A 23151-nucleotide genomic window follows, 5' to 3' on the forward strand; every position below is an offset into this window, starting at 1 on the left:
TGACCACTATGACTCGTGCAGACGGTCGTCGACCCGATCAACTTCGTCCCGTGACCATCACCCGGAACTGGCTCGCGCACGCGGAGGGTTCCGTGCTTGTGGAGTTCGGGGCGACCAAGGTGCTGTGCGCCGCGACCGTCGAGGCCGGCGTGCCCCGATGGCGCAAGGGCAGCGGCCTGGGCTGGGTGACGGGCGAGTACGCCATGCTGCCTCGCTCCACCAACACGCGCAGCGACCGGGAGTCGGTCCGGGGCAGGATCGGCGGCCGGACGCACGAGATCTCCCGGCTGATCGGCCGGTCGTTGCGGGCCTGCGTGGACTACAAGGCGCTGGGGGAGAACTCGATCCTCCTGGACTGCGACGTGCTGCAGGCCGACGGCGGCACCCGGACCGCCGCGATCACCGGGGCGTACGTCGCCCTCGCCGACGCGGTGGCCTGGATGCGCAAGCGGCGGATGTGTCCCGGCGACCCGCTGGTGAACTCGGTCGCCGCCGTCTCGGTCGGCGTCATCGGCACCGAGCCGCTGCTCGACCTGTGCTACACCGAGGACGTCAAGGCCGAGACCGACATGAACGTCGTGATGACCGGCGGCGGCGACTTCGTGGAGGTGCAGGGCACGGCCGAAGGCACGCCGTTCGACCGGGCCCTGCTGAACGGGCTGCTCGATCTCGCCACCGCCGGCTGTGCCGAGCTGACCCGCCTGCAGGCCGAGACGCTCGCCTGATCCCCGAAAGGACAGAAGCGATGACGAGGGTGGTCCTGGCCACGCGCAACGCCGGGAAGCTCGTCGAGCTGCGCCGGATCCTGGCCGAGTCCGGCGTGCCGGTCGAACTCGTGGGGCTTGACGGCTTTCCCGAGATCGGCGAGGTGGCCGAGACCGGTAGCACGTTCGCCGAGAACGCCCTGCTCAAGGCGCACGCCGTGGCGGCCGGGAGCGGGCTGCTCGCGATCGCCGACGACTCCGGGCTCTGCGTCGACGCCCTGAACGGCATGCCCGGCATCTTCTCGGCCCGATGGTCGGGCGGCCACGGTGACGACAAGGCCAACCTCAACCTGCTGCTGGCCCAGATCTCCGACGTGCCCGACGGCCGCCGCCAGGCCCATTTCGCCTGCAGCGCCGCCCTCGCGCTCCCGTCGGGCGAGGAGCACGTGGCCGAGGGGGCGGTGCACGGTGTCCTGATCCGTGAGCCTCGGGGGACGGGCGGCTTCGGCTACGACCCGATCTTCGTGCCGGAGGGCGACAGCCGTACGACCGCCGAGATGTCCGCCGTGGAGAAGGACGCCATCAGCCACCGGGGCCGCGCCTTCCGCGCCCTGGTCCCCCTCATCGCCCAAGCCGTTCCGTAACATCAGTGGCCGATTGCATACATTCGAGAAAACGGCTCATGCGTCGATAAAGTGCTCGGCCCAGAATTTCGAGTAGAGCGCCCGCCCGCGGTCCGGTTGTGGCGCAGCATGGTGTCGAACGGCAGTCGTACGGCTGCCGCGACGTCGTCCCGGTCGCTGGTCGTAAGCCGCGAACGGCCGTTTCCAGATAGGCGATCTCGCTTCCGTCCTCCAGCGTGGCGATCGAGAATCCGGCCAGGAGGCCGGATCTGACCCGGCCGGGCGGCACGATCTACACGCCCTGTCCTATATCGCCTGCGGTGAGTGGGCGTGACCGCAATGGCACTCCCTGTCGGAGTTCAAGCGCGTCCAGCCGACCGTCAAACGTCGGCCTTGGTAATCAAATCCGTACAGAGAGTAGTGGGGTCTCGGCACGCTGGGGGAGTAACCCAATGACGAGGCGGTTTCAAGCTGGGAGAAGCCGATGATCGAGGCAGCCGAGGCCGTTGAGACGGTCGAGGGGCTCAAGTCAGTCAAGCCGCGAACACCACCTGTGGCCGTCCGCGGTGCGCCGGAACGGGACGGCCCGGTGCTGGGGGAGAAGTGGATTCCGCGTGACCCGCAGTGCCTGGCCTCGGTCCGCCGGTTCGTACGCGATGTGGCCGCCGACTGGGGCGCCGGCGAGGATGTCCCGGAGATCGCCGAGCTCCTGGCCTCGGAACTCGTCACGAACGCGATCATCCATGGGTCGGTGGGCGTTCCCGAGACGAGCAGGATCAGGGTGACGATCAGCCGGGAGTGCAGGCTGCTCGTGGTCGACGTCCACGACTCGTGCAGCGCGCTGCCCCAGCCTCGCCAGGCCCGCGATTACGACCTGCGCGGCCGGGGCCTGGCCATCGTCCAGATGTTCTCCCACCGCTGGGGCTGGGAGCTCACCCCGTACGGAAAGTCCGTCTGGTTCCAGCTCGTCGCCTGGCCCGCACTCTGAGCTGCTTTTTGGTAATTCCGCCTGGCTTGGGCATCACTCCATAACGCTGCGGGTGGGCTGAGCCGAGCTGCGTTTTTACCGAATGCAGGACAAGTTCAGCGGCGGGTCTGGAGTTGGGAAAATCAGCCGCGGCTTCCGAGCGGTCCGCCCTAGCATCGCACCCTGATGTGCGCCAAGGAGGGGGCCGCAGCACATGAGTCAGGAGAAGTTCCGTCGGTCTGCCCGGTGGCGGTTGCCGTCCGGCATGTACGACCCCGTGGTGAGCGCGGACGGCCGCAGGTGGCGTGATTACGAGCGGGCCGCTGAGGCGTCCGGGCCAATGGCTGAGCGTCGTCTGGAGGAGCGTAGGCCGCAGGGCCGGATCCCCGCCCTGCTGAACGGCGCCGCCAACGGGTTGAGCAGCTCGCACGGCTTGAACGGCACGGATGGGATGGGGGGTTCACGGTGCGACGACCTGTTCGCAGGCAAGATCAAGACAGCGGACGTGGCCGCCGGGGAGACGCACGGCACAGGTGGGATCGTCCCCGGCGATGAGCCGGTCCATGAGCCCGCCGATGCGTGTGAGCTCTCCACGGGTCAACCGGACGGACGGCACGAGCCTGCCGTGGATCGGGCCGAGGACCGGGTAGAGAATCAGATCGAGGCTCTCGACTCCGATGAGGCGGTTGTTGACCATCGAGCCGCCGAGGCCAGTGAGCCGGCCAGCGAGATGGATGGTGCCTTCGGATCCGACAGTCAGGCTGTCCTGCCGGGCTCCGGAGTCGTGGACGCTTCGCCCGCCGCCGAGCCCGTCCCTACCGAAGATTTCCACATGGCGGGAGCGACCTCGAACGGTCTGAGGGATTGGGCGCCGGCTCTTGAGGAGGAGGACGACTGGCTCGACCGGCCGGGCCGTCCGCCGAGTCTCGAGGAGACCCGGCCGTACGGCAGGCCCGGCGGACTGGCGGAGCCGGACCCGCAGTCGCAGGTGCGCCTGGCTCAGGCGGTCGGTGGGCGCTTCCCCGACCCGCGCGGCACGTGGATCAGGCTGATCAACGCGGAGGGACCCACGGAGGACCCGTTCCGGGCCACCAACGCGCTCGACTGCTCGCTCGCGGTGATGTCGACCTGGCATGGCGAGCCCGTCGTGGCGGCGCGCCGGTACCCGGAGTACGACACGGTCGGCCGGCCGCTGCTGACCGGGGAGATCGGGGGAGTGGCCCGGGCGGAGGAGTGGCTGGGGCACCGGTTCGAATACGTGGGGCACGGCCGCCGCGCCTACGTCGCGATCGCCCAGCGGCTGGTCTTCGGTGGTCACGGCGCGTCCGCCGTCCTGATCACTCGCTGGCCCACCGGCGGCAGCCATGCATGGAACGCCGTCAACTGCAACGGTGAGGTGCTGTGGATCGACGCTCAGCGTGGTCACATGGCCGTCGAACCGCCGTATGAGGAGGTCACCGGCGTGTTCAGCGTGGTCATCGACCGGCACGGGCAGCGCCTGTGATCGGGCCTGTGATCGGGCCTGTGATCGGCCCTTCGATCGGCGCTGCCCGTGCCGGGCGGCGTCAGGAGGCGACCAGCGAACCCACGATCGAGGTCCGGGCCGCCCGCCGGGCGGGCAGCAGCGCCGCCAGCACCCCGGCCAGTCCCGACAGCACGACGAAGATCAGGATCTGACCGATCGGGAGCTGGAAGTAGACGCGGTCCGCCATCGTCTGCGTCGCGGCCCAGCCGTACGCGATGCCGAGCACCACGCCGACGATCGCGCCCACCAACCCGAGGACCAGGGCCTCGACCGAGAGCATGCCCCGAAGCTGGGCCCGGGTCAGCCCGAGGGCGCGCAGCAGCGCCGACTCGCGGGTCCGTTCGTGCACCGACAGCGACAGCGTGTTGGCGATGCCCAGCAGCGAGATGACGACGGCGAGCCCCAGCAGGCCGATGACGATCATCAGCAACATGTCGATCGCCTCGTCGAACTGGCCGCGCATCGCGGTGGTGCTGTCGATCTTGATCGCCGGATGGGCCGCCGTGACCTCGTCGAGGGCTCGTCGCGCCAGGTCGGCGTGCACCCCCTCGGCGGCATCGACCAGGACGACCCGCTGGGTCACCGTGTCGAAGTGCTGCACGAAGGCCTGCTCCGGGATGGTGATCGGGGGCAGCAGGGTGACACCCGACTTCAGCACCGCGCTCAACTGGAGCCGCAGGTCCCCCTTGGGCGACGCGATCGTGACCGTGTCGCCGACCTTGAGACCGAGATCCTCGGCGACGGAGTCGTTCATCGCGACCTTGCCCGGGCCGAACCCGTCCATCGATCCCGAGGCCGCCTCCGGCTTGATCGAGATGCCGAAGGCCGCCTGGGTCACCGTGCCCACGCCGAATTCGCGGCCTTTCACCGTGGTCTCCGCCTCGCGCACATCGGTCACGTCGGTCAACTCAGACCGCCCGCGTAGCGCGTCCACCACCGAGTCCGGCACTGTGCCGGCCTGGGCCGAGACCAGGTAGTCGATCGGGAACTGCTGGTCGAGCTCCTTGCTGGTCGTCAACCGTACGGTCGCGGTCAGCACAGACATGAACGTGATCAGCGTGACGCCGATGGTGAGCGCGACCGTCGTGGTGGCCGCCCGTCTGGGGTTGCGCCGCGCGTTGGCGAGGGCCAGCCGTCCGGGCACGCCGAACAGCCGCGCAGGCAGCCAGCCCGCCAGCCCGCTCAGCGGTTTGACGATCACCGGGCCCAGGATGAGCACGGCGAAGAAGACCAGCACGCCGCCGCCCATCACCGTGAACAGCGCGCTCTCGCTGGGCTCCATGCTCACGCCCAGCGCGGTCAGGGCGGCGCCGGCCACCGTGAAGAGGGCGGCGAAGATCATCCGGGCGACCCCGGTGCGGAACGTCTGCTCCTCGAGCTGGGTGCGCAGCGCCGCGATCGGGGCGACCCTGGTCGCGTGGCGGGCGGGCAGCAGCGCCGCCGCCATGGTCACCACGAGCCCGGTCACGAGCCCGATGACGATCGTCTGTGCGGTCAGGCTGACCGAGCCCGTGGGGAGATCGGTCTCGACGCCCTGCAGTACGGCCACCGCGCCCGCGCCGAGGCCGTAGCCGACCAGCAGTCCGAGCACGGCCGAGACCAGCCCGACCACCGCCGACTCCAGCACGATCGAGCCGAACACCTGGCGCCGGGTCGCGCCGATGCAGCGCAGCAGCGCCATCTCACGGATCCGCTGGGCCACCAGGATGTTGAACGTGTTGTAGATGACCAGGCCGGCGACGAGCAGTGCGATCACGCCGAACAGCAGCAGCCCCACCTTCATGAAGGTCATGCTCACGCCGTTCTTCTCGGCCAGGTCGGCGGCACGCTGCTGCCCTGTCTGGACGATTGTCGTCGACTTCGGGGCGTCGGATCCGAGGGCCGCCTCGACGGCCGTACGGAGACCCTCGGGGGAGGGGCCGGCGCTGACGACGGCGATCTCACGGAAGCCCTTCTCCCCGGTCATGCGCAGGGCGTCGGCGGGAGTGAAGGCGACCGCGCCGAACCGGGCGAGATCCGCGTCGAGGCCCACGTCGAAGGTGCCGACGAGCCGGAAGTCGTGCCGGGCGCCGCGGTGATCGAGCACGGAGATCGTGTCGCCGGGCTGGAATCCCTCGGTCCTGGCGATGTTCTTCTCGAGGACGGCCTGGCCGTCCGCCTCGGGACCGTGGCCGCCCGTGACCTTGAGCCGGCTCGCCGGGATCGACACGCCCATGGTGGGATAGTCACCGGCGGTCCTGCCGTCCTTGCCGATCAGCGGAGCATCGCCGCGGACCACGGGCTGCGCGTCCCGCACGCCCGTGACGGCACTGACCTTGGCCAGCGTTTCCCGGGACAGATCGCCTTCGGTCGGGAGCACGACCACGTCGACCGCGGCGGCGTCGTCGGCGAAGGCCCGGTTGAACCCCGCGTCGATGGTGTCGGTCAGCACGAACGTGCCGGCGATGAAGCCCACCCCCAGCGTGATCGCCAGGGAGGTGAGCAGCAGGCGCAGCTTGTGCGCGAGCAGGCCGGCGAGGGTGGTCTTGAACACGGCTCAGGCCTCCAGCGCCATCAGCGTGTCGAGGACCCGCTGCGGCGTCGGCTCGGCCAGTTCGCTGACCAGCAGCCCGTCGCGGAGGAAGACCACGTGGTCGGCGTAGGACGCGGCCACCGGGTCGTGGGTCACCATCACGATCGTCTGACCGAGCTCGCGGACCGACCGGCGCAGGAACGCCAGCACCTCGGCGCCGCTGCGCGAGTCGAGGTTGCCGGTGGGCTCGTCCGCGAAGATCACCTGTGGCTTGCTGATCAGTGCCCGTGCCACGGCGACCCGCTGCTGCTGGCCGCCGGACAGCTCGCTGGGCTTGTGCTTGAGGCGGTCCCGCAGGCCGACTGTGTCGATCACCTGGTCGAACAGGATCTGGTCGGCCTGCCGCCCCGCGATCTCCAGGGGCAGCCGGATGTTCTGCTCGGCCGTCAGCGTCGGCAGCAGGTTGAACGCCTGGAAGATGAACCCCACGCGCTCGCGCCGAAGCAGCGTGAGCTGCTTGTCGTTCAGCCGGGTGATGTCGACGTCGCCGATCATGATCTGGCCGTCGGTCACCGAGTCGAGTCCGGCCAGGCAGTGCATGAGCGTGGACTTGCCGGATCCCGACGGCCCCATGATGGCCGTGAACGCCCCCGTGGCGAAGCCGACGTCGATCCCCCGCAGCGCGTGCACCGCCGCGTCGCCCTCGCCGTACACCTTGGTCAGTCCTCTCGCTGTGACGGCGGTACGGACATCGGTCGTTGTTGTGGTCATGTCAGTCACGCTATGGCCGGGATCTCGCCGTTTCCTCGGTCTCCGGGACGGACTTGAGCCGCACTGCCGCGGTGACGTGTGCGCCCGATGTGCGACTTGTGATGTAGTCCGCGGTCACCCATTGGGGTGATCAGGCTGGACCAATCCCGTTTCGTACGCGTAGACGACGGCCTGGGCGCGGTCGCGCAGGTTCAGCTTGGCGAGGACCCGGCCGAGGTGGGTCTTCACGGTCGCCTCGGCGAGGTGCAGCCGCCCGGCGATCTCGGTGTTCGACAGCCCCCGGGCCACGAGGAGGAGGACCTCGCGCTCGCGTGCCGTCAGCACGTCCGCGTCCCGCTTCCCCCGGGCCTCGCCATCCGGGAGGTGCGTGGCGAAGCGGTCGAGCAGACGGCGGGTCGTGCTGGGCGCGACCACCGCGTCACCGGAGTGGACCGAGTGGATCGCGCTGATCAGTTCGGCCGGCGGCACGTCCTTGAGCAGGAACCCCGACGCGCCGGCCTTGATGGCCGCGAACGCGTACTCGTCAAGGTCGAAAGTGGTCAGGATGAGCACCTTCGGCCCATCCGACGTCGCGCAGATGCGGCGGGCCGCCTCGACGCCGTCCATCCGCGGCATGCGCACGTCCATCAGCACCACGTCGGCCTCGACGGCGCCGTCGAGGCCGACTCCCTTGAGGGCCTCGACGGCCGCCTGCCCGTCCGGAGCCTCGCCGACGACCTCGATGTCCGGCTGAGCGCCCAGAACCATCCGGAAGCCGGCCCGCACCAGCTCCTGATCATCGACCAGCATCACCCGAATCATCGCCGTCCCGTTCTCTCGTCTCCACCGGTCTCTCGGCTACACCGGCACACCGAGCGGGATCCGGGCGACGACCTGGAAGCCTCCGCCCGGGTGAGGGCCCGCCTCGACGCTCCCGCCGTACATCGAGGCCCGCTCCCGCATGCCGATCAGCCCGTGGCCGCCCTCGGCGCGCGGGGCCGCCGCGCCCCGGCCGTCATCGACGATCCGCAGCACGGCCTCGCCCGCGCCGTACGTGATCTCGACCCTGGCCCGGACATCGGGGCCGCCATGCTTGAGGGTATTGGTCAGCGCCTCCTGGACGATCCGGTAGATCGTGAGTTGCTCACCCTCGGGCAGGTCGCGCGGGGTGCCCGAGACCTCGATCTCGACCGGCAGCCCCGAGTCGCGGACCTGCCGGACCAGTTCGCCGAGCTGGGCGACGCCCGGCTGCGGCGCGTACTCCTCGGCCGGACTGCCCGCGTTCTGCCTGAGCACCCCGACCAGCCGCCGCATCTCCGCCAGCGCCTGCCGCCCGGTCCCGGAGATCGCCCGCAGTGCGTGGCGGGTCTGCTCGGGGTCGCTGTCGAGGGCGTACGCCGCGCCGTCGGCCTGCACGACCATCACGCTGACGTTGTGCGCGACCACGTCATGCAACTCCCGGGCGATGCGGGCCCGTTCGGCGGCGGCCGCGATGCGCGCCTGCTGGTCCCGCTCCAGCTCCGCCCGCTCGGCCCGCTCCAGCAAGCTGTCGACGTAGCGTCGCCGCGTGTTGGAGTAGATCCCGGTGATCCAGATGGTGACCACGAACACCGACGTGGTCAGGAACGGCTGGGTGACCTCGTTTCCCCACCGGAGCATGGCGAGCAGCAACCCGAGTTCGGCGACCAGGCCGGCGGCCACCGCCCAGGCGGTCGCGCACCGGGCGGCCACGCCGTACATCGCGACCAGGACGGCCAGGTTCGCCGGCGCGATGGTGATGTTGGCCAGCCACTGGCCGAAACAGATGAGCGCGATGATCGCGAACACCTCGCGGGGGCGGCTCCGCCGCCAGGTCAGCGGCAGGAGCAGGGCGACCGTGAGTGGCAGCAGACCGGCTACGCCGATGTGCGTGAAGTGTTCCCGTGGATAGGCATTGGCGTAGATCTCCAGGGTGAGCAGGGAGAGCAGCCACAGGGGTGAGACCGTGAGGACGTCCACCACCTTCGTGTGGCGCCGACCCCACGCGCGCAATCTGCCGAACACGGGTTCAACTGTACGTATCCCCAGCTCAGCCAGGGTCCACCTGAAGTCGGATCCCCGCCTACGACTCAGGTCGCAGCCGTGCGCTTCTCACGGAGGGTGGAGCTGAGTGGGGTCGACGAGATTCGAACTCGCACTGGACGGCACCTAAAACCGTTGCCTCGACCGATTGGGCTACGACCCCTCTTCCTTTTCCTTTGCCCGCGAAATTCTCTGTTTGAGAATGGCAGTTCGGGCAGAGGAGTCGGAGTTTTATTTTCTCTTGTAGAGCCGATTCGGCTGCGCCCATCCTACCGCGTGCCCGGAGGTCGGAGATCCGCGCCGGCCGCGGGCGGATCAGGAAAGGGCGAGGTCTTTCAGGAGGCGGGCGACGTGGCCGGTGGCCTTCACGTTGTAGAGGGCCTTCTCCACCTTGCCGTCGGCGTCGATGACGAAAGTCGAGCGGATGACACCCATGATCTTCTTGCCGTAGTTCAGCTTCTCGCCGTACGCGCCGTAGGCCTTGTGCACCTCGAGATCCGGGTCGGACAGCAGCGGGAAGGTGAGCGCGTCACGCTCGCGGAACTGCTGGAGCTTGGCGGGCTTGTCCTTGGACACGCCGAGCACGACCACGTCCTTGCCCGTCAGCGCGTCCAGGTTGTCGCGGAAGTCGCAGGCCTGCTTGGTGCAGCCGGGCGTCATCGCGGCCGGGTAGAAGTACAGGATGACCCGCCTGCCGCGGAACGACTCCAGCGAGACCTCGTTCTCGTCGGCGTCGGTGAGGGTGAAATCCGGCGCGGCGTCGCCGATCTCGAGCCTGCTCATCATGGCCTCCTTCAGGAACCCGGGAAACCCCGGCTTTCAGGGCACGCGGTGGGCGTCTGATCCACGCTACCGGTTCCACCGCTGCGCGCGGCGCACACGAGACCTGGCAGACTGATCGCAGACGAGTACACAGGAGGGGGATCGCATGGCGGACACCGATCCCGATGCGCTGGAGCGGCAGATCGAGCGCACCAGGGCGGAGCTCGCGCGCACGGTGGACGCCATCGCCGACCGGGTGAGCCCGAAGCGGGTGGCGGAGCGAGAAGTGGCCAAGGCGAAGGCCAACGCCAAGCAGTTCGTCACGTCCTTCGAGGATCTCCTGCGCGGCCATCCCCGCAGGTTCACCACCTACGCCCCGATCGACGAAGTGGGACCGCCGCGGACTCCGAGCATGGGGCCGCTGCTCATCGGCATCGGCGCGGCCGTGGCGATCGGTGCGGCGGTCGTGCTGCTGCGCCGTCGCGCTCGCTGAGCAGGACCGCCCAGCCGGGAGTCAGAGGAAGGTCCTGCCCTCGCCGCGGTAGGTGGGGAGCTCGCCGACGACCCGGTCGCCCTCGATCAGGTGGAGGCTCGCGAACCGCTCGCTGAGCTCGCCCGCCTTCGCGTGCCGGAACCAGACGCGGTCGCCCACGCGCAGATCGGCCGCGGCCTCGCCCAGCAGCGGTGTCTGCACCTCGCCCGCGCCCTCGTTCGGGTCGTACCGCAGCCCGTCCGGCAGGTACGGCTGGGGCAGGCGCGTGGGACCGGGCGGCCCTGAGGCGTGATAGCCTCCGCCGAGCACGGTCGCCACGTGCGGGCCGGGCCGGCGCACCACGGGCAGCGCGAACAGCGCGGCGGGACGGCCGGTGAAGTTCCGATAGAAGTCGAACAGCCGGGGGTGGAACAGCCCGGAACCCGCCGCCACCTCGGTGATCGCCCGTTCCCGCACCGTCTTCTCGATGCTCCCCGTGCCGCCGCCGTTGACGAACTCCAGGTCGGCGATCCGCCGTACGGCCTGCACGATCCGGCCGCGCCGCCTGACCAGCTCCCGCTGCGACCTGCCCTGCATCCAGCGCACCAGAGCGCCGTACGCCCCCGGGACGTCGTCGCCGACGCCGGCGATCTGCCCCTCGTACGACATGAGTCCGACAAGCCGCAGACCGGGACGTTTGGTGATGTCGGCGGCGAGGGCCGCGGCCTGCTCCGGCGAGCGTACGGGCGAGCGCAGCGCGCCGGCCCGGAGTTTCCCGGCGAAGGCCACGAAGGCGGCGTCGATGTCCAGGCACACCCGGATCGGGTGGGCGAGCCCGAGACCGCCGACGACGCCGTCGATCAGATCCAGGTGCTCGGGGGAGTCGACCATCACGGTGATCTCGCGGGCGGCGCGCTCGTCGGAGCCGAGGGCGCGCAGGGCGTCCCGATCCACGGTGGGATAGGCGACCAGCACGTCGCGCAGCCCGGTGGAGACCAGCCAGAGGGCCTCGGACAGGGTGAACGCCATGATCCCGGAGAAGCCTTCCATGGCGAGGACCCGTTCCAGGATCGCCCGGCAGCGGATCGACTTGCTGGCCACCCGGATCGGCTTGCCGTGCGCCCGCCGGACCATGTCCGCGGCGTTGGCCAGCAGGGCGTCCATGTCCAGGACGGCGAAGGGGGGTTCCAGCGCGGCGGTGGCGATGTCCAGGCGTTCACGCGCGAGGTGCCGATGGTCGTGCATGCCCGCAGCTTAGTACCGGCGCGGCCGATTTTCATGAGCCGAGTTCATGTTATCTCCATCCCAAACTCCGGCTGCGCAAAGTCCACGCCATCTGTCCCCCAAGATCGCCCAGTCCCGGCGGGTGACCGGACGCCTCGCGCCCCGCCCGCGTGTACCTATTCATGACCAGGTAAGAGAGGGGTGAGGGACGGGTGAGTGTCGTCCAAGATCTTGTCACGGGCTTTCCGCCCGAGGACGCGGCCGGCTCCGACCCGGCCGCGCGGGCGCTGTGGCCGGGCCGCACGCCGGCGGGGATCACGGTGGCCGCCGTGCTCTCCCTGCTCGCCTGGGCGGTGCTCGCCGAGATCGTCGCCGCCATGGCAGGCCTCGCCGTACGGCCGTCGGCGCTGTGGCCGCCGGTGCGGCGGGTGCTGTCGGTGACCTTCGGCGATCCCGTCGTCCCGGCCGTCGCGATGGCCGTGATCGTATGCGGGGCAGGGCTGACGGCCCTGGCCGTCATTCCCGGACGGCCCAGGCTGGTGCCGCTGGAGGGCGACGATCCGCTGCTCGTCATCGGCCTCACCCGGTCCGGCCTGCGCCGTACGCTCGCCGCCGCCGCATGGGAAGCGGTGGACGGCGAGGGTTTCTCCGTCGAGCACGTCGGCGTGCGCGTCCTGCGCAGGCAGATCGAGGTCACCGTGGAGACCGACGCGGACCGGGCCGGGGAGCTGCTCCGCGAGGTCGGCGCCGCCGTCGGCGACCGGCTCTCCGGCCTCGGCGCGCAGGGCCACCACGAGGTGGTCGTACGGCTGCGCGGAAGGAGGACGTGACGATGCGCTCACATCTGCGCGCACATCTGCGTTCGCATTTGGGGAACCGGGTCGGGATCGGGCTGGTGGGCCTGGCCCTCGTCGGCGGGGGCGGTTATGTGATGTCCGTCCGGCTCGACCGGCCGCACGACCCGGTCATGGACCTCGCCTCGCTCACCGCAGGCAGGCCCTGGGCGTGGCCGTTGGCCGCCGGGGTCGCCCTGCTGCTCGCGCTGGCCGCGACCCGCTGGCTCCTTTCCGCGCTGGGCTGGCGGCGCTGCGGAAGCCGTACGGCATCGGGCATCGCGATGCTGGGCGTGGCGCTGAGGGGCGTCGACGGCATCGCCGGGATCAAGGTCAGGATCGTGGGCGAGCGCAGGATGCGGGTGTCGCTGTCGCTGCGGCCGGAGGCCGATCTGCCCGAGGTGGTCGCCCGCCTCGACCGCTCGGCGATCTCACGGGCGCGCGGCGCGGTCGGCCTGCCGGACCTTCCCGCCGTCGCCCGCCTGCACGTCCGCCGCCGCTGACCGCGCTGCTCGCCGGACTCCCAGGGCGAGACCGGCGGCCAGGCAGGCGAGGGGCACGACGGGCACCACATAGCGGTGATCGAAGGCCGCGATGAGCGGCGGCAGCATCAGCAGGGCCGTCGCGGCGGCCAACGGCAGCAGTGCGGCCCACCGTCGGGCGATCACGCCGCAGAGCCCGGCCAGCAGGATCGCGGCCAGCACCGGCCCGCGCACGAACCCGGCCTGCTGGTAGGCGCGCAGCCAGCCGGCGTACGGCTCCACGACGCGGGTCGCGCCGGACGAACCCTGATAGGCCGTGGTCAGCTCCGTCGCGGTACGGCCCGCCGAGGCGATCTTCTCGTTGAACGGCTTGATCGTCTCGGGGAAGACGTAGGCGCTCTGCGGGCCCGGCGAGGGATAGACCCTCCGGTCCCACTCGAACGCCCACAGCGCGTCGCGCAGCCCGGTGAGCAGGAAGTCGACCGGCTGGCTGCGGATCGCGAGTGAGGCGAACTCCCCGGCGAGGCGTTCCCGGTCCTTGCCCGCACGCTGAAGGGGAGAGCCGGCGTCCCAGATGTAGGCGGGGGCGGCCATCCGGGGCCCCGGCGGCGGGCACAGCACGGCGAGCTCCTTCGCCGGCCGCATCACCGCGCAGTCGGCGAATGTCATCGTGCGCGACCACAACCAGGCGTTGCTGCCGCCCATGCCGTACGACCCGTGGGCGCTGTGGAACCAGATGGCGTAGCCGCCCAGCACGGCGGAGGCGGCGGCCAGCCCGGCGAGGGCGGCGCGCCATCGCGCCCGCCCGGGGAACAGCACGAGCAGGGCGAGCAGCGCTAGCACGATCAGCGGCAGCCCGATCGTCCGGGTGATCGTGGCGAGCCCCAGCAGGAGCAGCGCCGTGACGGCCGCCCACAGCGGCGGGCGCGGCCACCACAGCAGGAGCGTCACCGCCGCCACGACCAGGGCCGTGAAGAGCAGGTCGGCCATGACGAGGTGCTCGAGCTGGATCTGGTGCGCGTCCAGCAGCACCGGCGTCGCGGCCAGCGCCGCGCCCCAGCCCGGCAGCGCCGTACGGCGCCGCAGCACGGCGTAGACGCAGCCGGCGATGCCCAGGCCGAGCAGGTGCTGGGCGACCGTGACGGCTGTGAGACTGTGCAGCGGGCTCAGCGCCCACAAGAACAACGAGTAGCCCGAGGGCCTGGACCGCAGGGGTTGCAGGTCCAGGGCCGAGCTGAGATAGGCGAACGAGTCGGCCCAGAACCACAGGGCCGGGCGGTAGCCGAGGACGGCCGGCGCGCGCAGCGCGACGCCCAGGGTCAGCACGACCAGGAACGCCCGGTGTGCCCTCACTCGTGCACCCACCAAGGGATACTCCTCCTCGCCAGGCTGTCATCGGGGGCTGTGATGCGGGGAGTGGCGGAGATCAGCACTCGATGACGTTGACGGCGAGGCCGCCGCGCGAGGTCTCCTTGTATTTGTCGAGCATGTCCCTGCCGGTGTCCCGCATCGTCTTGATGGCCTTGTCGAGCGCCACGAAGTGCCGGCCGTCGCCTCGCAGCGCGATCCGGGAGGCGGCGATCGCCTTGATCGAGGCTACCGCGTTGCGCTCGATGCACGGGATCTGCACCAGACCGCCGATGGGATCGCAGGTGAGACCGAGGTTGTGCTCGATCCCGATCTCCGCGGCGTTCTCCACCTGCTCGGGGGTGCCGCCCAGCACCTCGGTCAGGCCGGCCGCCGCCATGGAGCAGGCCGAGCCGACCTCCCCCTGACAGCCGACCTCCGCCCCCGAGATGGAGGCGTTCTCCTTGAACAGCACGCCGATCGCCCCGGCGGTGAGGAGGAAGCGCACGATGCCGTCATCGCTCGCGCCGGGGACGAACCTCGTGTAGTAGGACAGCACGGCGGGCACGATCCCGGCGGCGCCGTTGGTCGGCGCGGTGACGATCCGGCCGCCCGCCGCGTTCTCCTCGTTCACGGCGAGAGCGAACAGCGTCACCCAGTCCATCGCGCGCAACGGATCGGCGTCGCCCTCGCTGCGTAGTCTGCGATAGAGCTGGTTGGCCCGGCGCCGGACCTTGAGACCGCCCGGCAGCACGCCCTCGCGGGTGCTGCCACGCTGCACGCACTCGGCCATGACCGACCACAGACGCAGCAGGCCGTCCTGGATCTCCTGCGGGCTCCGGCCGAAGGCCTGCTCGTTCTCCAGCATCACGCCGGAGATCGAAAGACCCGTGTCGGCGCACCGCTCCAGCAACTGGACCCCTGTCGTGAACGGGTGCGGCAGGACCGTGTCGTCGGGCTTGATCCGGTCGGCGCCCGTCGCGTTCTCGTCCACCACGAAGCCGCCGCCGACCGAGTAGTAGATCTTCTCGCGCAGCACGGTGTCGCCCAGGAAGGCGGTGAAGCGCATGCCGTTGGGGTGGTGCGGCAGCGACACCTTCCGCTCGAAGACGAGGTCCTCGCCGACGACGAACGGGATCTCGTGCGTGCCGTACACCCTGACCGTGCCGCTCGCCCGGATCGCGGCGAGCCTGTCCTCGACGGTGTCCACGTCGACGAGCTCGGGCTTCTCACCAGACAGGCCGAGCAGGACGGCCTTGTCGCTGCCGTGGCCCTTGCCGGTCAGCCCGAGTGAGCCGTACAGGACGGCCTCGACGCGGGTGACCTTCTCCAGCAGCCCGTCGTCGTGCAGGCCCCTGGCGAATTTGTGCGCCGCGGCCATCGGGCCGCCCGTGTGCGAGCTGGACGGCCCGATCCCCACCTTGAACAGGTCGAAGACACTGATCGCCATTGATCTGGTCTCTATTCAGGATTTCTTAGGACTCGCCGGAGATGAACGCGCCGTACTCGGCGGCGGACAGCACCTCGTCCGGCTCGTGCTCGATGCGGACACGGAACAGCCAGCCCTCGCCGTACGGGTCGGAGTTGACCAGGGACGGATCGTCCACCACGGCGGGGTTGGTCTCCACGACCTCACCGTCCACAGGGGAGAAGATGTCGCTCACCGACTTGGTCGACTCGACCTCGCCCACCGCGTCACCGGCGGTGACGGTGGCCCCCACCTCGGGCACCTGAACGTAGACCACGTCACCGAGCTGTTCGGCCGCGTGCGCGGTGATGCCGACGGTCACGGTCATGCCGTCGTCCAGCCCGGCCAACCACTCGTGCTCCTTGGTGTAGCTCAGGTCCTCGGGAATGCTGCTCACTTGCTCCTCCTATAGAAAGGCAGGTCAACGATGTCGACCGGTTCCTGGGCGCCGCGGATGTCCACGGCGAGGCCGTCCCCGCTCTCGGCGGCGGTGCGGGAGATGTACGCCAGCGCGATCGGCCGGCCCAGCGAACGCGAGGGGGCGCCGCTGGTGACCTCGCCGACGACCTCACCGCCACGAGTCACCGGATAACCGTGGCGGGGCACCCGGCGGCCGCGCGCCACCAGCCCGACCAGCCGTCGGCTCGCGCCCGTCTCCTCCGCGCCCGTCTCCTCCGTGCCTGTCTCATGCTGGGCGATCTTGGCCAGGGCGGCCCGGCCGACGAAATCGCCGGGCTTGTCGAACCGCACCACCCGGCCGAGGCCCGCGTCGAACGGCGTCGTCTCGGTGGTCAGCTCGTTGCCGTAGAGCGGCATGCCGGCCTCCAGCCGCAGCGTGTCGCGGGACGACAGTCCGGCGGGCGTCAGGCCGGTCTCCTTGCCGGCCTCGCTCAACGCCTGCCAGAGCGGCGCCGCGTCCTGCGGACGTACGAACAGCTCGAACCCGTCCTCGCCCGTGTAGCCCGTGCGGGCGATCAGCGCGGACACGCCGGCGACCGTCCCGGGGATGATCGCGTAGTACTTCAGGCCGTCCAACTCGGCGGCGGCGCCGCCCTCGGTCAGGCCGCGTAGGATCTCGACGCTGCGCGGCCCCTGGACCGCGATCAGCGCGTAGTCGTCGGAACGGTCCTCGACGACGGCGCCGGACGGCTGGGCGCGTTCGGTCAGCTCACGGGCGACCATGGGCGCGTTGGCGGCGTTGGCGACGACCATGAACTCCTCGTCGCCGAGCCGGTAGACGATGAGGTCGTCGAGGATGCCGCCGACCTCGTTCACCATCATGGTGTAGCGGGCGCGGCCGGGACCGAGCGTGCTCAGCCGGCCGACCAGGGCGTAGTCGAGGGCCTCGCCGGCCCGCGGGCCGGTGACGAAGATCTCCCCCATGTGGGACAGATCGAACAGCCCTGCGGCCGTACGGACCGCGTCGTGCTCGGCCGACTCGCTGCCGTAGCGCAGCGGCATCAGCCATCCCGCGAAGTCGGTCAGGGTCGCGCCGAGGCTCTCGTGGACCTCGCGCAAAGGGGTAGATCGAGACATGATCGCACTCGCACCTCGGAAAGGACGGATGAGGGCATCCTCCCCCTCTGTCATCGGCGCCTGAGAGCTTCGTCCGTGTTTTGCCGGACTTTCACCTTCGGCGAGACCCCGATCCCTCGCGGTCCACTTTCCAGAGCACACCTGGCCCGTACGGTCCTTTGCCTTGAGAGGTTCGCGGGGAGGGCTTGCTCCTTCAGGGATCCTGACCGGCTGCCAGGATGCTCTCCCGCACGGGATCACTGGTGCAGGGCAAGCCTAACGGCTCAACCCGATCTCCGGAACCGTCTACGGCGGGGTGACGTACGCCCCGGAGATGCCCCCGTCGACCAGGAACTCTGAGGCGGTGATGAACGACGCGTCGTCGGAGGCGAGGAACGCCACGGCGGCGGCGATCTCCTCGGCCCGGGCGAACCTGCCGAGCGGCACGTGGACGAGACGGCGCTGCGCCCGTTCCGGGTCCTTGGCGAACAGCTCGCGCAGCAGCGGCGTGTCGACAGGACCGGGGCACAGCGCGTTCACCCTGATGCCCTCGCGGGCGAACTGCACGCCGAGCTCACGGCTCATCGCCAGCACCCCGCCCTTGGACGCGGTGTAGGAGATCTGTGACGTCGCCGACCCCAGGACCGCGACGAACGAGGCGGTGTTGATGATCGAGCCCTTGCCCTGCCGCCGCATGTACGGAATGACATGCTTGCAGCACAGGTAGACGCTGGTGAGGTTGACCTCCTGGACCCTGCGCCACGCCTCGATGCCGGTCTCCAGGATCGAGTCGTCCTCGGGCGGCGAGATCCCCGCGTTGTTGAAGGCGATGTCGATCCGGCCGTACGCGTCGAAGACGGTCTGGTACATCCGCGTGACGTCGTTCTCGTCGGCGACGTCGGCCTTGACGTACAGACCCCCGACCTCTTCTGCGACCTTGGCGCCGGTGACCTCGTCGAGGTCGACGGCGACGACCTTCGCGCCCTCATGGGCGAACCGGCGGGCCGTGGCCAGGCCGATGCCGCTGCCCGCCCCGGTGATGACGGCGACGCGGTCCTGCAAACGCTGCATGTGTCTACTCCGTGCTTGTCTAATCCGTGGCGATGAAGACGTTCTTGGTCTCGGTGAAGGCGGCCAGGGCGTCGGGGCCGAGTTCGCGGCCGAGCCCCGACTGCTTGAATCCGCCGAACGGCGTCCAGTAGCGGACGCTGGAGTGGGAGTTCACCGACAGGTTGCCCGCCTCCACGGCCCGGGCCACCCGCAGCGCCCGCCCGACGTCTCGTGTCCAGATCGACCCGGAAAGGCCGTACTGCGTGTTGTTGGCGATCTGTACGGCATGGGCCTCGTCCTCGAACGGGACGACGCAGACCACCGGCCCGAAGATCTCCTCGGTGAACGCGCGGCGGAACGCGGCGTGGCTCCCGCCGGGCTCGATGTCCACAGGATCGAACCCCTTGGGCGCGGTCAGCACCAACGGCGGGAACCAGTAGCCGGGTCCTCTCGGGCACGATCCGGTGGCGTACTCGGCCGGCCCGGGGACGAACGACGCGACCCGTCGCTGGTGCTCGGCGCTGATCAGCGGCCCCATCTGGCTGGCCGGATCCAGCGGGTCGCCGACTTTCACCTCCTGTACGGCCCGCCCGAGCCGCGGGAGGAAATCGTCGTAGACGGAACGCTCCACCAGGATGCGCGAGCGGGCGCAGCAGTCCTGCCCGGAGTTGTCGAAAACCGCCATCGGAGCCGTGGTGGCCGCCCGGTCCAGGTCGGCGTCGGCGAAGACGATGTTGGCGCTCTTGCCGCCCAGTTCAAGCGTGACCCGCTTGACCTGCTCGGCCGCCTTCGCCGCGATCAGCCTGCCCACCTCGGTCGACCCGGTGAAAACGATCTTCCGTACGTCCGGATGCCCGACCAGCCGGGCCCCGGCGACCTCGCCCTCGCCGGGCACGACCTGGAGGACTCCCTCCGGCAGCCCCGCCTCAAGGGCGAGCTCGGCCAGCCGCAGCGCGGTGAGCGGCGTCCACTCGGCGGGCTTCACGACGACCGTGTTGCCGGCGGCCAGCGCGGGGGCCGCCCCCCACATCATGATCACCATCGGGAAGTTCCACGGCACGATCACGCCGACGACGCCCAGCGGTTCGGCGAACGTGACGTCCACCCCGCCCGGCACGGGGATCTGCCTGCCATGATCGCGCTCGGGCGCACCCGAGTAGAAGTCGAGCACGTCGCGGACGTTCCCGGCCTCCCAACGGGCGTTGCCGACCGTGTGCCCCGCGTTGGCGATCTCCAGCCGGGCCAGTTCCTCGGCGTGCTCCTCGACCTTGCGGGCGAAGCCGCGCAGCAGCCGTGCCCGGTCACCGGGGCTGACGGATCGCCAGACGGGGAAGGCCTGCCGGGCACGTTCCACCGCCCGGTCCATCTCCGCGGCGTCCGCCATCTCCATCTCGGCGATCGTCTCCTCCGTCGCCGGATTGACTATCTTCACAGCGCTACCCTCACAGGCGTTCGAACCCCCGATAGAGCTCCCAGTCGGTGACCGCCGCGTCGAAGGCGGCCAGCTCGATCCGTGCGTTGTTGGCGTAGTGATCGACGACGTCCTTGCCGAAGGCGTCGCGCGCGATCTCCGAGCCCTCCCACAGCGTGAGCGCGTCACGCAGCGTGGCCGGCACGGTCTCGGCGCCGGCGGCGTACGCGTTGCCGGCGAACGGCTCCTCCAGCGGCAGTTCGAGATCGATGCCGCGCAGCCCGGCGGCGATCATCGCGGCCACCGCGAGATAGGGGTTGACGTCCCCGCCCGGCACCCGGTTCTCCAGCCGCAGCGAGCCGCCGTGCCCGACCAGGCGCAGCGCGCACGTCCGGTTGTCGACACCCCATTTCACCGCGGTGGGCGCGAAACTGCCGGGCACGAAGCGCTTGTAGGAGTTGATGTTGGGCGCGTAGGCCAGGGTGAGCTCGCGCAGGGCGGCGAGCTGACCCGCGACGAAGTGCCGCCCGGCCGCCGACAGGCCGTACGGCTCCCGCCCCGCCAGCAGCGGGGCGCCGCCTGCGTCCCGCAGCGAGATGTGAATGTGGCAGGAGTTGCCCTCGCGCTGGTCGGGCTTGGCCATGAACGTGATCGACCTGCCCTCCTGGGCGGCGATCTCCTTGGCGCCGTTCTTGTAGAAGACATGGTTGTCACAGGTCCTCAGCGCGTCGGCGTACCGGAAGGTGATCTCGTGCTGCCCGAGGTTGCACTCGCCCTTGGCGGACTCCACGTACAGTCCCGCGCCCTCCATGCCGAGCCTGATCCTGCGTAGCAACGGCTCGATCCTGGCGGTGCCGAGCAGCGAGTAGTCGACGTTGTAGAGGTTGACCGGGGTCATGTCGCGGTATCCCCGCCGCCAGGCCTGCTCGTAACTGTCCGCGTACACGCAGAACTCCAGTTCCGTCCCGACCAGCGCGGTCCATCCCCGCTCGGCCAGCCGGGCGATCTGCGCGCGCAGGATCTGCCGCGGCGAGGCGACGACGTCGGAGCCGTCCTCCCACGTCAGGTCGGCCAGCAGCAGGACCGTTCCCTCATGCCACGGCACCCGGCGCAGCGTGGACAGGTCCGGCTTCATCACGAAGTCGCCGTACCCCCGCTCCCACGACGACATGGCATAACCGTCGACCGTGTTCATGTCCACGTCTACGGCGAGCAGGTAGTTGCATCCCTCCGCCCCATGGTCGAGCACCTCTTCCAGGAAGTACCGCGCTGCCAGGCGCTTGCCCTGCAGCCGCCCCTGCATATCGGTCACGGCGAGCAGGACGGTGTCCACGCGGCCCGCCTCGACGTCGCCGCGAAGCTCCTCCACGCTCAGCACGGGCGCCTCCTGTTCGAGAGGTCTGGCTGCTCGAGAGATCTGGCTCGCGCCCGGCAACCCAGAAGTCTGGAACCAGACCATTGAGGGCATGCAAGCACTCAGGCGATCCCCTTACCCTCGTCGCAGCTTCATCCAGAGCAGCTTCATCCAGAGTAGATCGAGAGCACGTTGATTGAGAGCGCGTTGATCGAGAGCGCGGCGGCCCAGCACGACGCCATCGTCGCGGCGATCCTCGCCGGCGATCCGGAGACGGCCCGCCGCGCGGTGGCCGAGCATTTGGCGGGAACGGCCGCCCCGCTGCGCGGCTTCCTCTCCTGATTCGGGCCGCGTACCCGCTGAGGAGCGAGCACCTGGTGGGGGCGGCCAACTGCTTGAGCCGAGCACTTTGGGGTGCACCTTACTATCGGAAGCCGGGGTCTTTGTATGGGGTTTTCGCATGGATGACTGGTTTCATGATCGTGTCGTCGACGGCCACCAACTGCCGCTTTTCTGCTTCTTCGTCGCTCTGATCGTCGCTTTCGTGTTCACGAGGATCAACGTGCGGCTGATCCGGGCGCGGGTGCGGTGGTTCGGCAACGTCAACGTCGGAGAGATGCACATCCACCACGTTGTGTTCGGCGTGATCCTCATGCTGCTCGGTGGGGTGGCCGGCCTGATCCTGGCCGGGGTGTCCACGGCGTGGTACTCGTTCACGGCCGCGGTCTTCGGCGTCGGCGCCGCTCTCGTGCTCGATGAGTTCGCGCTCATCCTGCACCTGCGTGACGTGTACTGGCAGGAGGAGGGACGCACCTCGGTCGACGCGGTTTTCGTCGCGATCGCGGGCACCGGGTTGCTGCTGCTCGGCCTGCGGCCGCTCGCCTGGAGCGAGGCGAACGGAGCGGTGGCGGGGGCATGGCCTGCGGCGGCGTTCCTCGTCGTCAACCTCGTCTTCGCGGTCGTCACCCTGCTCAAGGGGAAGATCTGGAGCGGCCTGCTCGGGCTGTTCGTGCCGCCTTTCGTCTACGTCGGCGCGGTGCGCCTGGCCCGCCCCGGATCGCCATGGGCGCGCTGGTTCTACTCAGAGGTGGCCAGGCGGCCCAAACCGAGGCGGATGGCGAGGGCCGTTCGCCGGGAGGAACGCTGGCGACGCCCCGTCATCCGCGCGAAGATCGCGGTTCAGGAGTTCGTCTCCGGGCGCCACGACCTGCCATCGCCACCCAGACGCATGCAGCGTAGTTAGCCGATCGGCAGGGCCGGCAAACGCGGATGCGCGCGCCGGTCAGATGGCCGAGACTGGCGAGATGGATCAGATTCCGGAGATCGTGAGACTCGTCGGCGACGTTCTGGGACCCGCGGCCATCGGCGCCTACCTTCACGGATCCTCGGTGCTCGGCGGCCTCAAGCCGGCCAGTGACCTGGATGTCCTCGTCGTCTCCCGGCGCCCCATGGATGATCGGGAACGAGAGGCGCTGCTCGCCGGACTGTTCGAGATCTCCGGTTCCGCGGCCGGGGTCCGCCCGATCGAACTCACTGTCGTGGTCCAGTCCGAGGTCCGTCCCTGGCGGTTCCCGCCGATCGGTGACTTCCTGTACGGCGAGTGGCTACGTGACGAGTTCGAGGCTGCCGGAGTGCGCCGGCCGGAGCCGATGCCGGATCTGGCCCTGCTGATCGCAATGGTGCTGGCCTGCGATCATCCCCTCACCGGCCCGCCTCCGGCTCAGGTCCTGGACCCGGTCCCGCATGCGGACCTGGTCCGCGCGAGCGTGGCGGGCATCCCCGGTCTGCTCGACGACCTGGACGGTGACACCCGTAACGTCGTGCTGACCTTCGCTCGCATCTGGACCACGCTCGCGACCGGAGAGGTCACATCGAAGGACGCCGCCGCCGGCTGGGCCCTCGCCCAGCTCCCACCGGAGCACCGTCCCGTACTGCGCCATGCCAAGGAGCTGTATCTCAGCTGCCGGTACGCCGAGGAACGCTGGAGCGACGAGTTGAAGGCGCAGGTGCGTCCCCACATAGACCGGGTGCTCACTGAGATCGACCGGCTGTCGCCCCGCTGAGCGTTCTCCGGTCCGCTGACCGCGCAGC

The 23151-nt window shown here is 69.9% G+C and carries 23 protein-coding genes, 1 tRNA gene and 2 riboswitches; of the genes, 10 read left to right on the plus strand and 14 right to left on the minus strand.

Translation table 11 applies throughout. From position 1 onward, the window contains the following. Positions 1–8 precede the first annotated feature (8 nt). The 4 genes from rph (at position 9) to Mth01_RS29695 (ending at position 3798) form a co-directional block, all read left to right on the plus strand. Positions 9–725, plus strand: a complete 717-nt coding sequence (rph, locus tag Mth01_RS14130) for a ribonuclease PH (protein ID WP_204016297.1) — start codon at positions 9–11, stop codon at positions 723–725. A gap of 20 nt (positions 726–745) precedes the next feature. Further along, positions 746–1348, plus strand: a complete 603-nt coding sequence (gene rdgB / locus Mth01_RS14135) for an RdgB/HAM1 family non-canonical purine NTP pyrophosphatase (protein WP_204016298.1) — start codon at positions 746–748, stop codon at positions 1346–1348. 463 nt (positions 1349–1811) lie between these two features. Next, positions 1812–2315 carry an ATP-binding protein gene (locus tag Mth01_RS14140; protein ID WP_204016299.1) on the plus strand — a complete coding sequence of 168 codons (504 nt, stop codon included), beginning with the start codon at positions 1812–1814 and terminating at the stop codon, positions 2313–2315. Positions 2316–2508: 193 nt separating this feature from the next. After that, complete coding sequence (locus tag Mth01_RS29695; protein ID WP_239089648.1) at positions 2509–3798, plus strand: toxin glutamine deamidase domain-containing protein; 1290 nt, start codon at positions 2509–2511, stop codon at positions 3796–3798. 61 nt (positions 3799–3859) lie between these two features. Here the strand turns inward: Mth01_RS29695 and Mth01_RS14150 are convergent, their stop codons facing one another. From Mth01_RS14150 to bcp, 6 genes are all read right to left on the minus strand, one after another. Further along, positions 3860–6352, minus strand: coding sequence for an ABC transporter permease (locus tag Mth01_RS14150; RefSeq protein ID WP_204016300.1), 2493 nt, complete (start codon positions 6350–6352; stop codon positions 3860–3862). 3 nt (positions 6353–6355) lie between these two features. Then, positions 6356–7102 (minus strand): ABC transporter ATP-binding protein, encoded by a 747-nt coding sequence (locus tag Mth01_RS14155; protein ID WP_204016301.1) that lies wholly within the window; start codon positions 7100–7102, stop codon positions 6356–6358. Between the two features lie 114 nt (positions 7103–7216). After that, positions 7217–7903, minus strand: coding sequence for a response regulator (locus Mth01_RS14160; protein ID WP_204016302.1), 687 nt, complete (start codon positions 7901–7903; stop codon positions 7217–7219). 36 nt (positions 7904–7939) lie between these two features. After that, on the minus strand, positions 7940–9124 hold the full coding sequence (locus Mth01_RS14165) for a sensor histidine kinase (RefSeq protein ID WP_204016303.1): 1185 nt from the start codon (positions 9122–9124) through the stop codon (positions 7940–7942). A gap of 107 nt (positions 9125–9231) precedes the next feature. Next, positions 9232–9305: transfer RNA gene (locus Mth01_RS14170), tRNA-Leu, on the minus strand. 152 nt (positions 9306–9457) lie between these two features. Beyond that, the gene (gene bcp / locus Mth01_RS14175) at positions 9458–9928 is read right to left on the minus strand and encodes a thioredoxin-dependent thiol peroxidase (protein ID WP_204016304.1); all 471 of its coding nucleotides are present in this window, start codon (positions 9926–9928) and stop codon (positions 9458–9460) included. Between the two features lie 142 nt (positions 9929–10070). Here bcp and Mth01_RS14180 point away from each other — a divergent pair, with 142 nt between their 5' ends. Then, positions 10071–10397: a DUF3618 domain-containing protein gene (locus tag Mth01_RS14180; protein ID WP_204016305.1), complete on the plus strand. Its 327-nt coding sequence runs from the start codon at positions 10071–10073 to the stop codon at positions 10395–10397. A gap of 21 nt (positions 10398–10418) precedes the next feature. On the opposite strand, the gene Mth01_RS14185 is transcribed toward Mth01_RS14180, so the two are convergent. Beyond that, positions 10419–11621, minus strand: a complete 1203-nt coding sequence (locus Mth01_RS14185; RefSeq protein WP_204016306.1) for an amino acid deaminase/aldolase — start codon at positions 11619–11621, stop codon at positions 10419–10421. Positions 11622–11812: 191 nt separating this feature from the next. Here Mth01_RS14185 and Mth01_RS14190 point away from each other — a divergent pair, with 191 nt between their 5' ends. Both Mth01_RS14190 and Mth01_RS14195 read left to right on the plus strand, forming a co-directional pair. Then, a complete protein-coding gene (locus tag Mth01_RS14190) occupies positions 11813–12430 on the plus strand; it encodes a DUF6286 domain-containing protein (protein WP_204016307.1) in 618 nt (205 codons plus the stop codon). Between the two features lie 2 nt (positions 12431–12432). After that, a complete protein-coding gene (locus tag Mth01_RS14195; RefSeq protein WP_204016308.1) occupies positions 12433–12936 on the plus strand; it encodes a hypothetical protein in 504 nt (167 codons plus the stop codon). Here Mth01_RS14195 and Mth01_RS14200 read toward each other — a convergent pair. The 7 genes from Mth01_RS14200 to Mth01_RS14230 form a co-directional block, all read right to left on the minus strand. After that, positions 12865–14280 carry a hypothetical protein gene (locus Mth01_RS14200; protein ID WP_204016309.1) on the minus strand — a complete coding sequence of 472 codons (1416 nt, stop codon included), beginning with the start codon at positions 14278–14280 and terminating at the stop codon, positions 12865–12867. The genes Mth01_RS14195 and Mth01_RS14200 overlap by 72 nt on opposite strands. Before the next feature lie 61 nt (positions 14281–14341). Further along, positions 14342–15712: an L-serine ammonia-lyase gene (locus tag Mth01_RS14205; RefSeq protein WP_204016310.1), complete on the minus strand. Its 1371-nt coding sequence runs from the start codon at positions 15710–15712 to the stop codon at positions 14342–14344. A gap of 25 nt (positions 15713–15737) precedes the next feature. After that, complete coding sequence (gcvH, locus tag Mth01_RS14210) at positions 15738–16127, minus strand: glycine cleavage system protein GcvH (protein ID WP_204016311.1); 390 nt, start codon at positions 16125–16127, stop codon at positions 15738–15740. Further along, entirely contained in the window at positions 16124–17266 is a 1143-nt protein-coding gene (gene gcvT / locus Mth01_RS14215) for a glycine cleavage system aminomethyltransferase GcvT (protein ID WP_204016312.1), read from the minus strand. The genes gcvH and gcvT overlap by 4 nt, the downstream gene beginning before the upstream one ends. Positions 17267–17303: 37 nt before the next feature. Then, a riboswitch (glycine riboswitch) is annotated at positions 17304–17407 on the minus strand. Continuing rightward, positions 17408–17505: riboswitch (glycine riboswitch) on the minus strand. It abuts the riboswitch before it with no gap. 46 nt (positions 17506–17551) lie between these two features. Continuing rightward, complete coding sequence (locus tag Mth01_RS14220; protein ID WP_204016313.1) at positions 17552–18316, minus strand: 3-oxoacyl-ACP reductase; 765 nt, start codon at positions 18314–18316, stop codon at positions 17552–17554. A gap of 19 nt (positions 18317–18335) precedes the next feature. Next, positions 18336–19727: an aldehyde dehydrogenase family protein gene (locus Mth01_RS14225; protein WP_204016314.1), complete on the minus strand. Its 1392-nt coding sequence runs from the start codon at positions 19725–19727 to the stop codon at positions 18336–18338. A gap of 10 nt (positions 19728–19737) precedes the next feature. Next, a complete protein-coding gene (locus Mth01_RS14230) occupies positions 19738–21081 on the minus strand; it encodes a glutamine synthetase family protein (RefSeq protein WP_275408941.1) in 1344 nt (447 codons plus the stop codon). 171 nt (positions 21082–21252) lie between these two features. Between Mth01_RS14230 and Mth01_RS14235 the strand changes: the two genes are divergently transcribed. The 3 genes from Mth01_RS14235 (at position 21253) to Mth01_RS14245 (ending at position 23123) form a co-directional block, all read left to right on the plus strand. After that, on the plus strand, positions 21253–21402 hold the full coding sequence (locus tag Mth01_RS14235) for an FCD domain-containing protein (RefSeq protein ID WP_407695945.1): 150 nt from the start codon (positions 21253–21255) through the stop codon (positions 21400–21402). 118 nt (positions 21403–21520) lie between these two features. Continuing rightward, positions 21521–22303, plus strand: a complete 783-nt coding sequence (locus tag Mth01_RS14240; RefSeq protein ID WP_204016315.1) for a hypothetical protein — start codon at positions 21521–21523, stop codon at positions 22301–22303. Positions 22304–22364: 61 nt separating this feature from the next. After that, positions 22365–23123: an aminoglycoside adenylyltransferase family protein gene (locus Mth01_RS14245; protein ID WP_204016316.1), complete on the plus strand. Its 759-nt coding sequence runs from the start codon at positions 22365–22367 to the stop codon at positions 23121–23123. The last annotated feature ends 28 nt before the right edge of the window (positions 23124–23151 follow it).

It is taken from the genome of Sphaerimonospora thailandensis (assembly GCF_016863115.1).
GTDB lineage: Bacteria > Actinomycetota > Actinomycetes > Streptosporangiales > Streptosporangiaceae > Sphaerimonospora > Sphaerimonospora cavernae.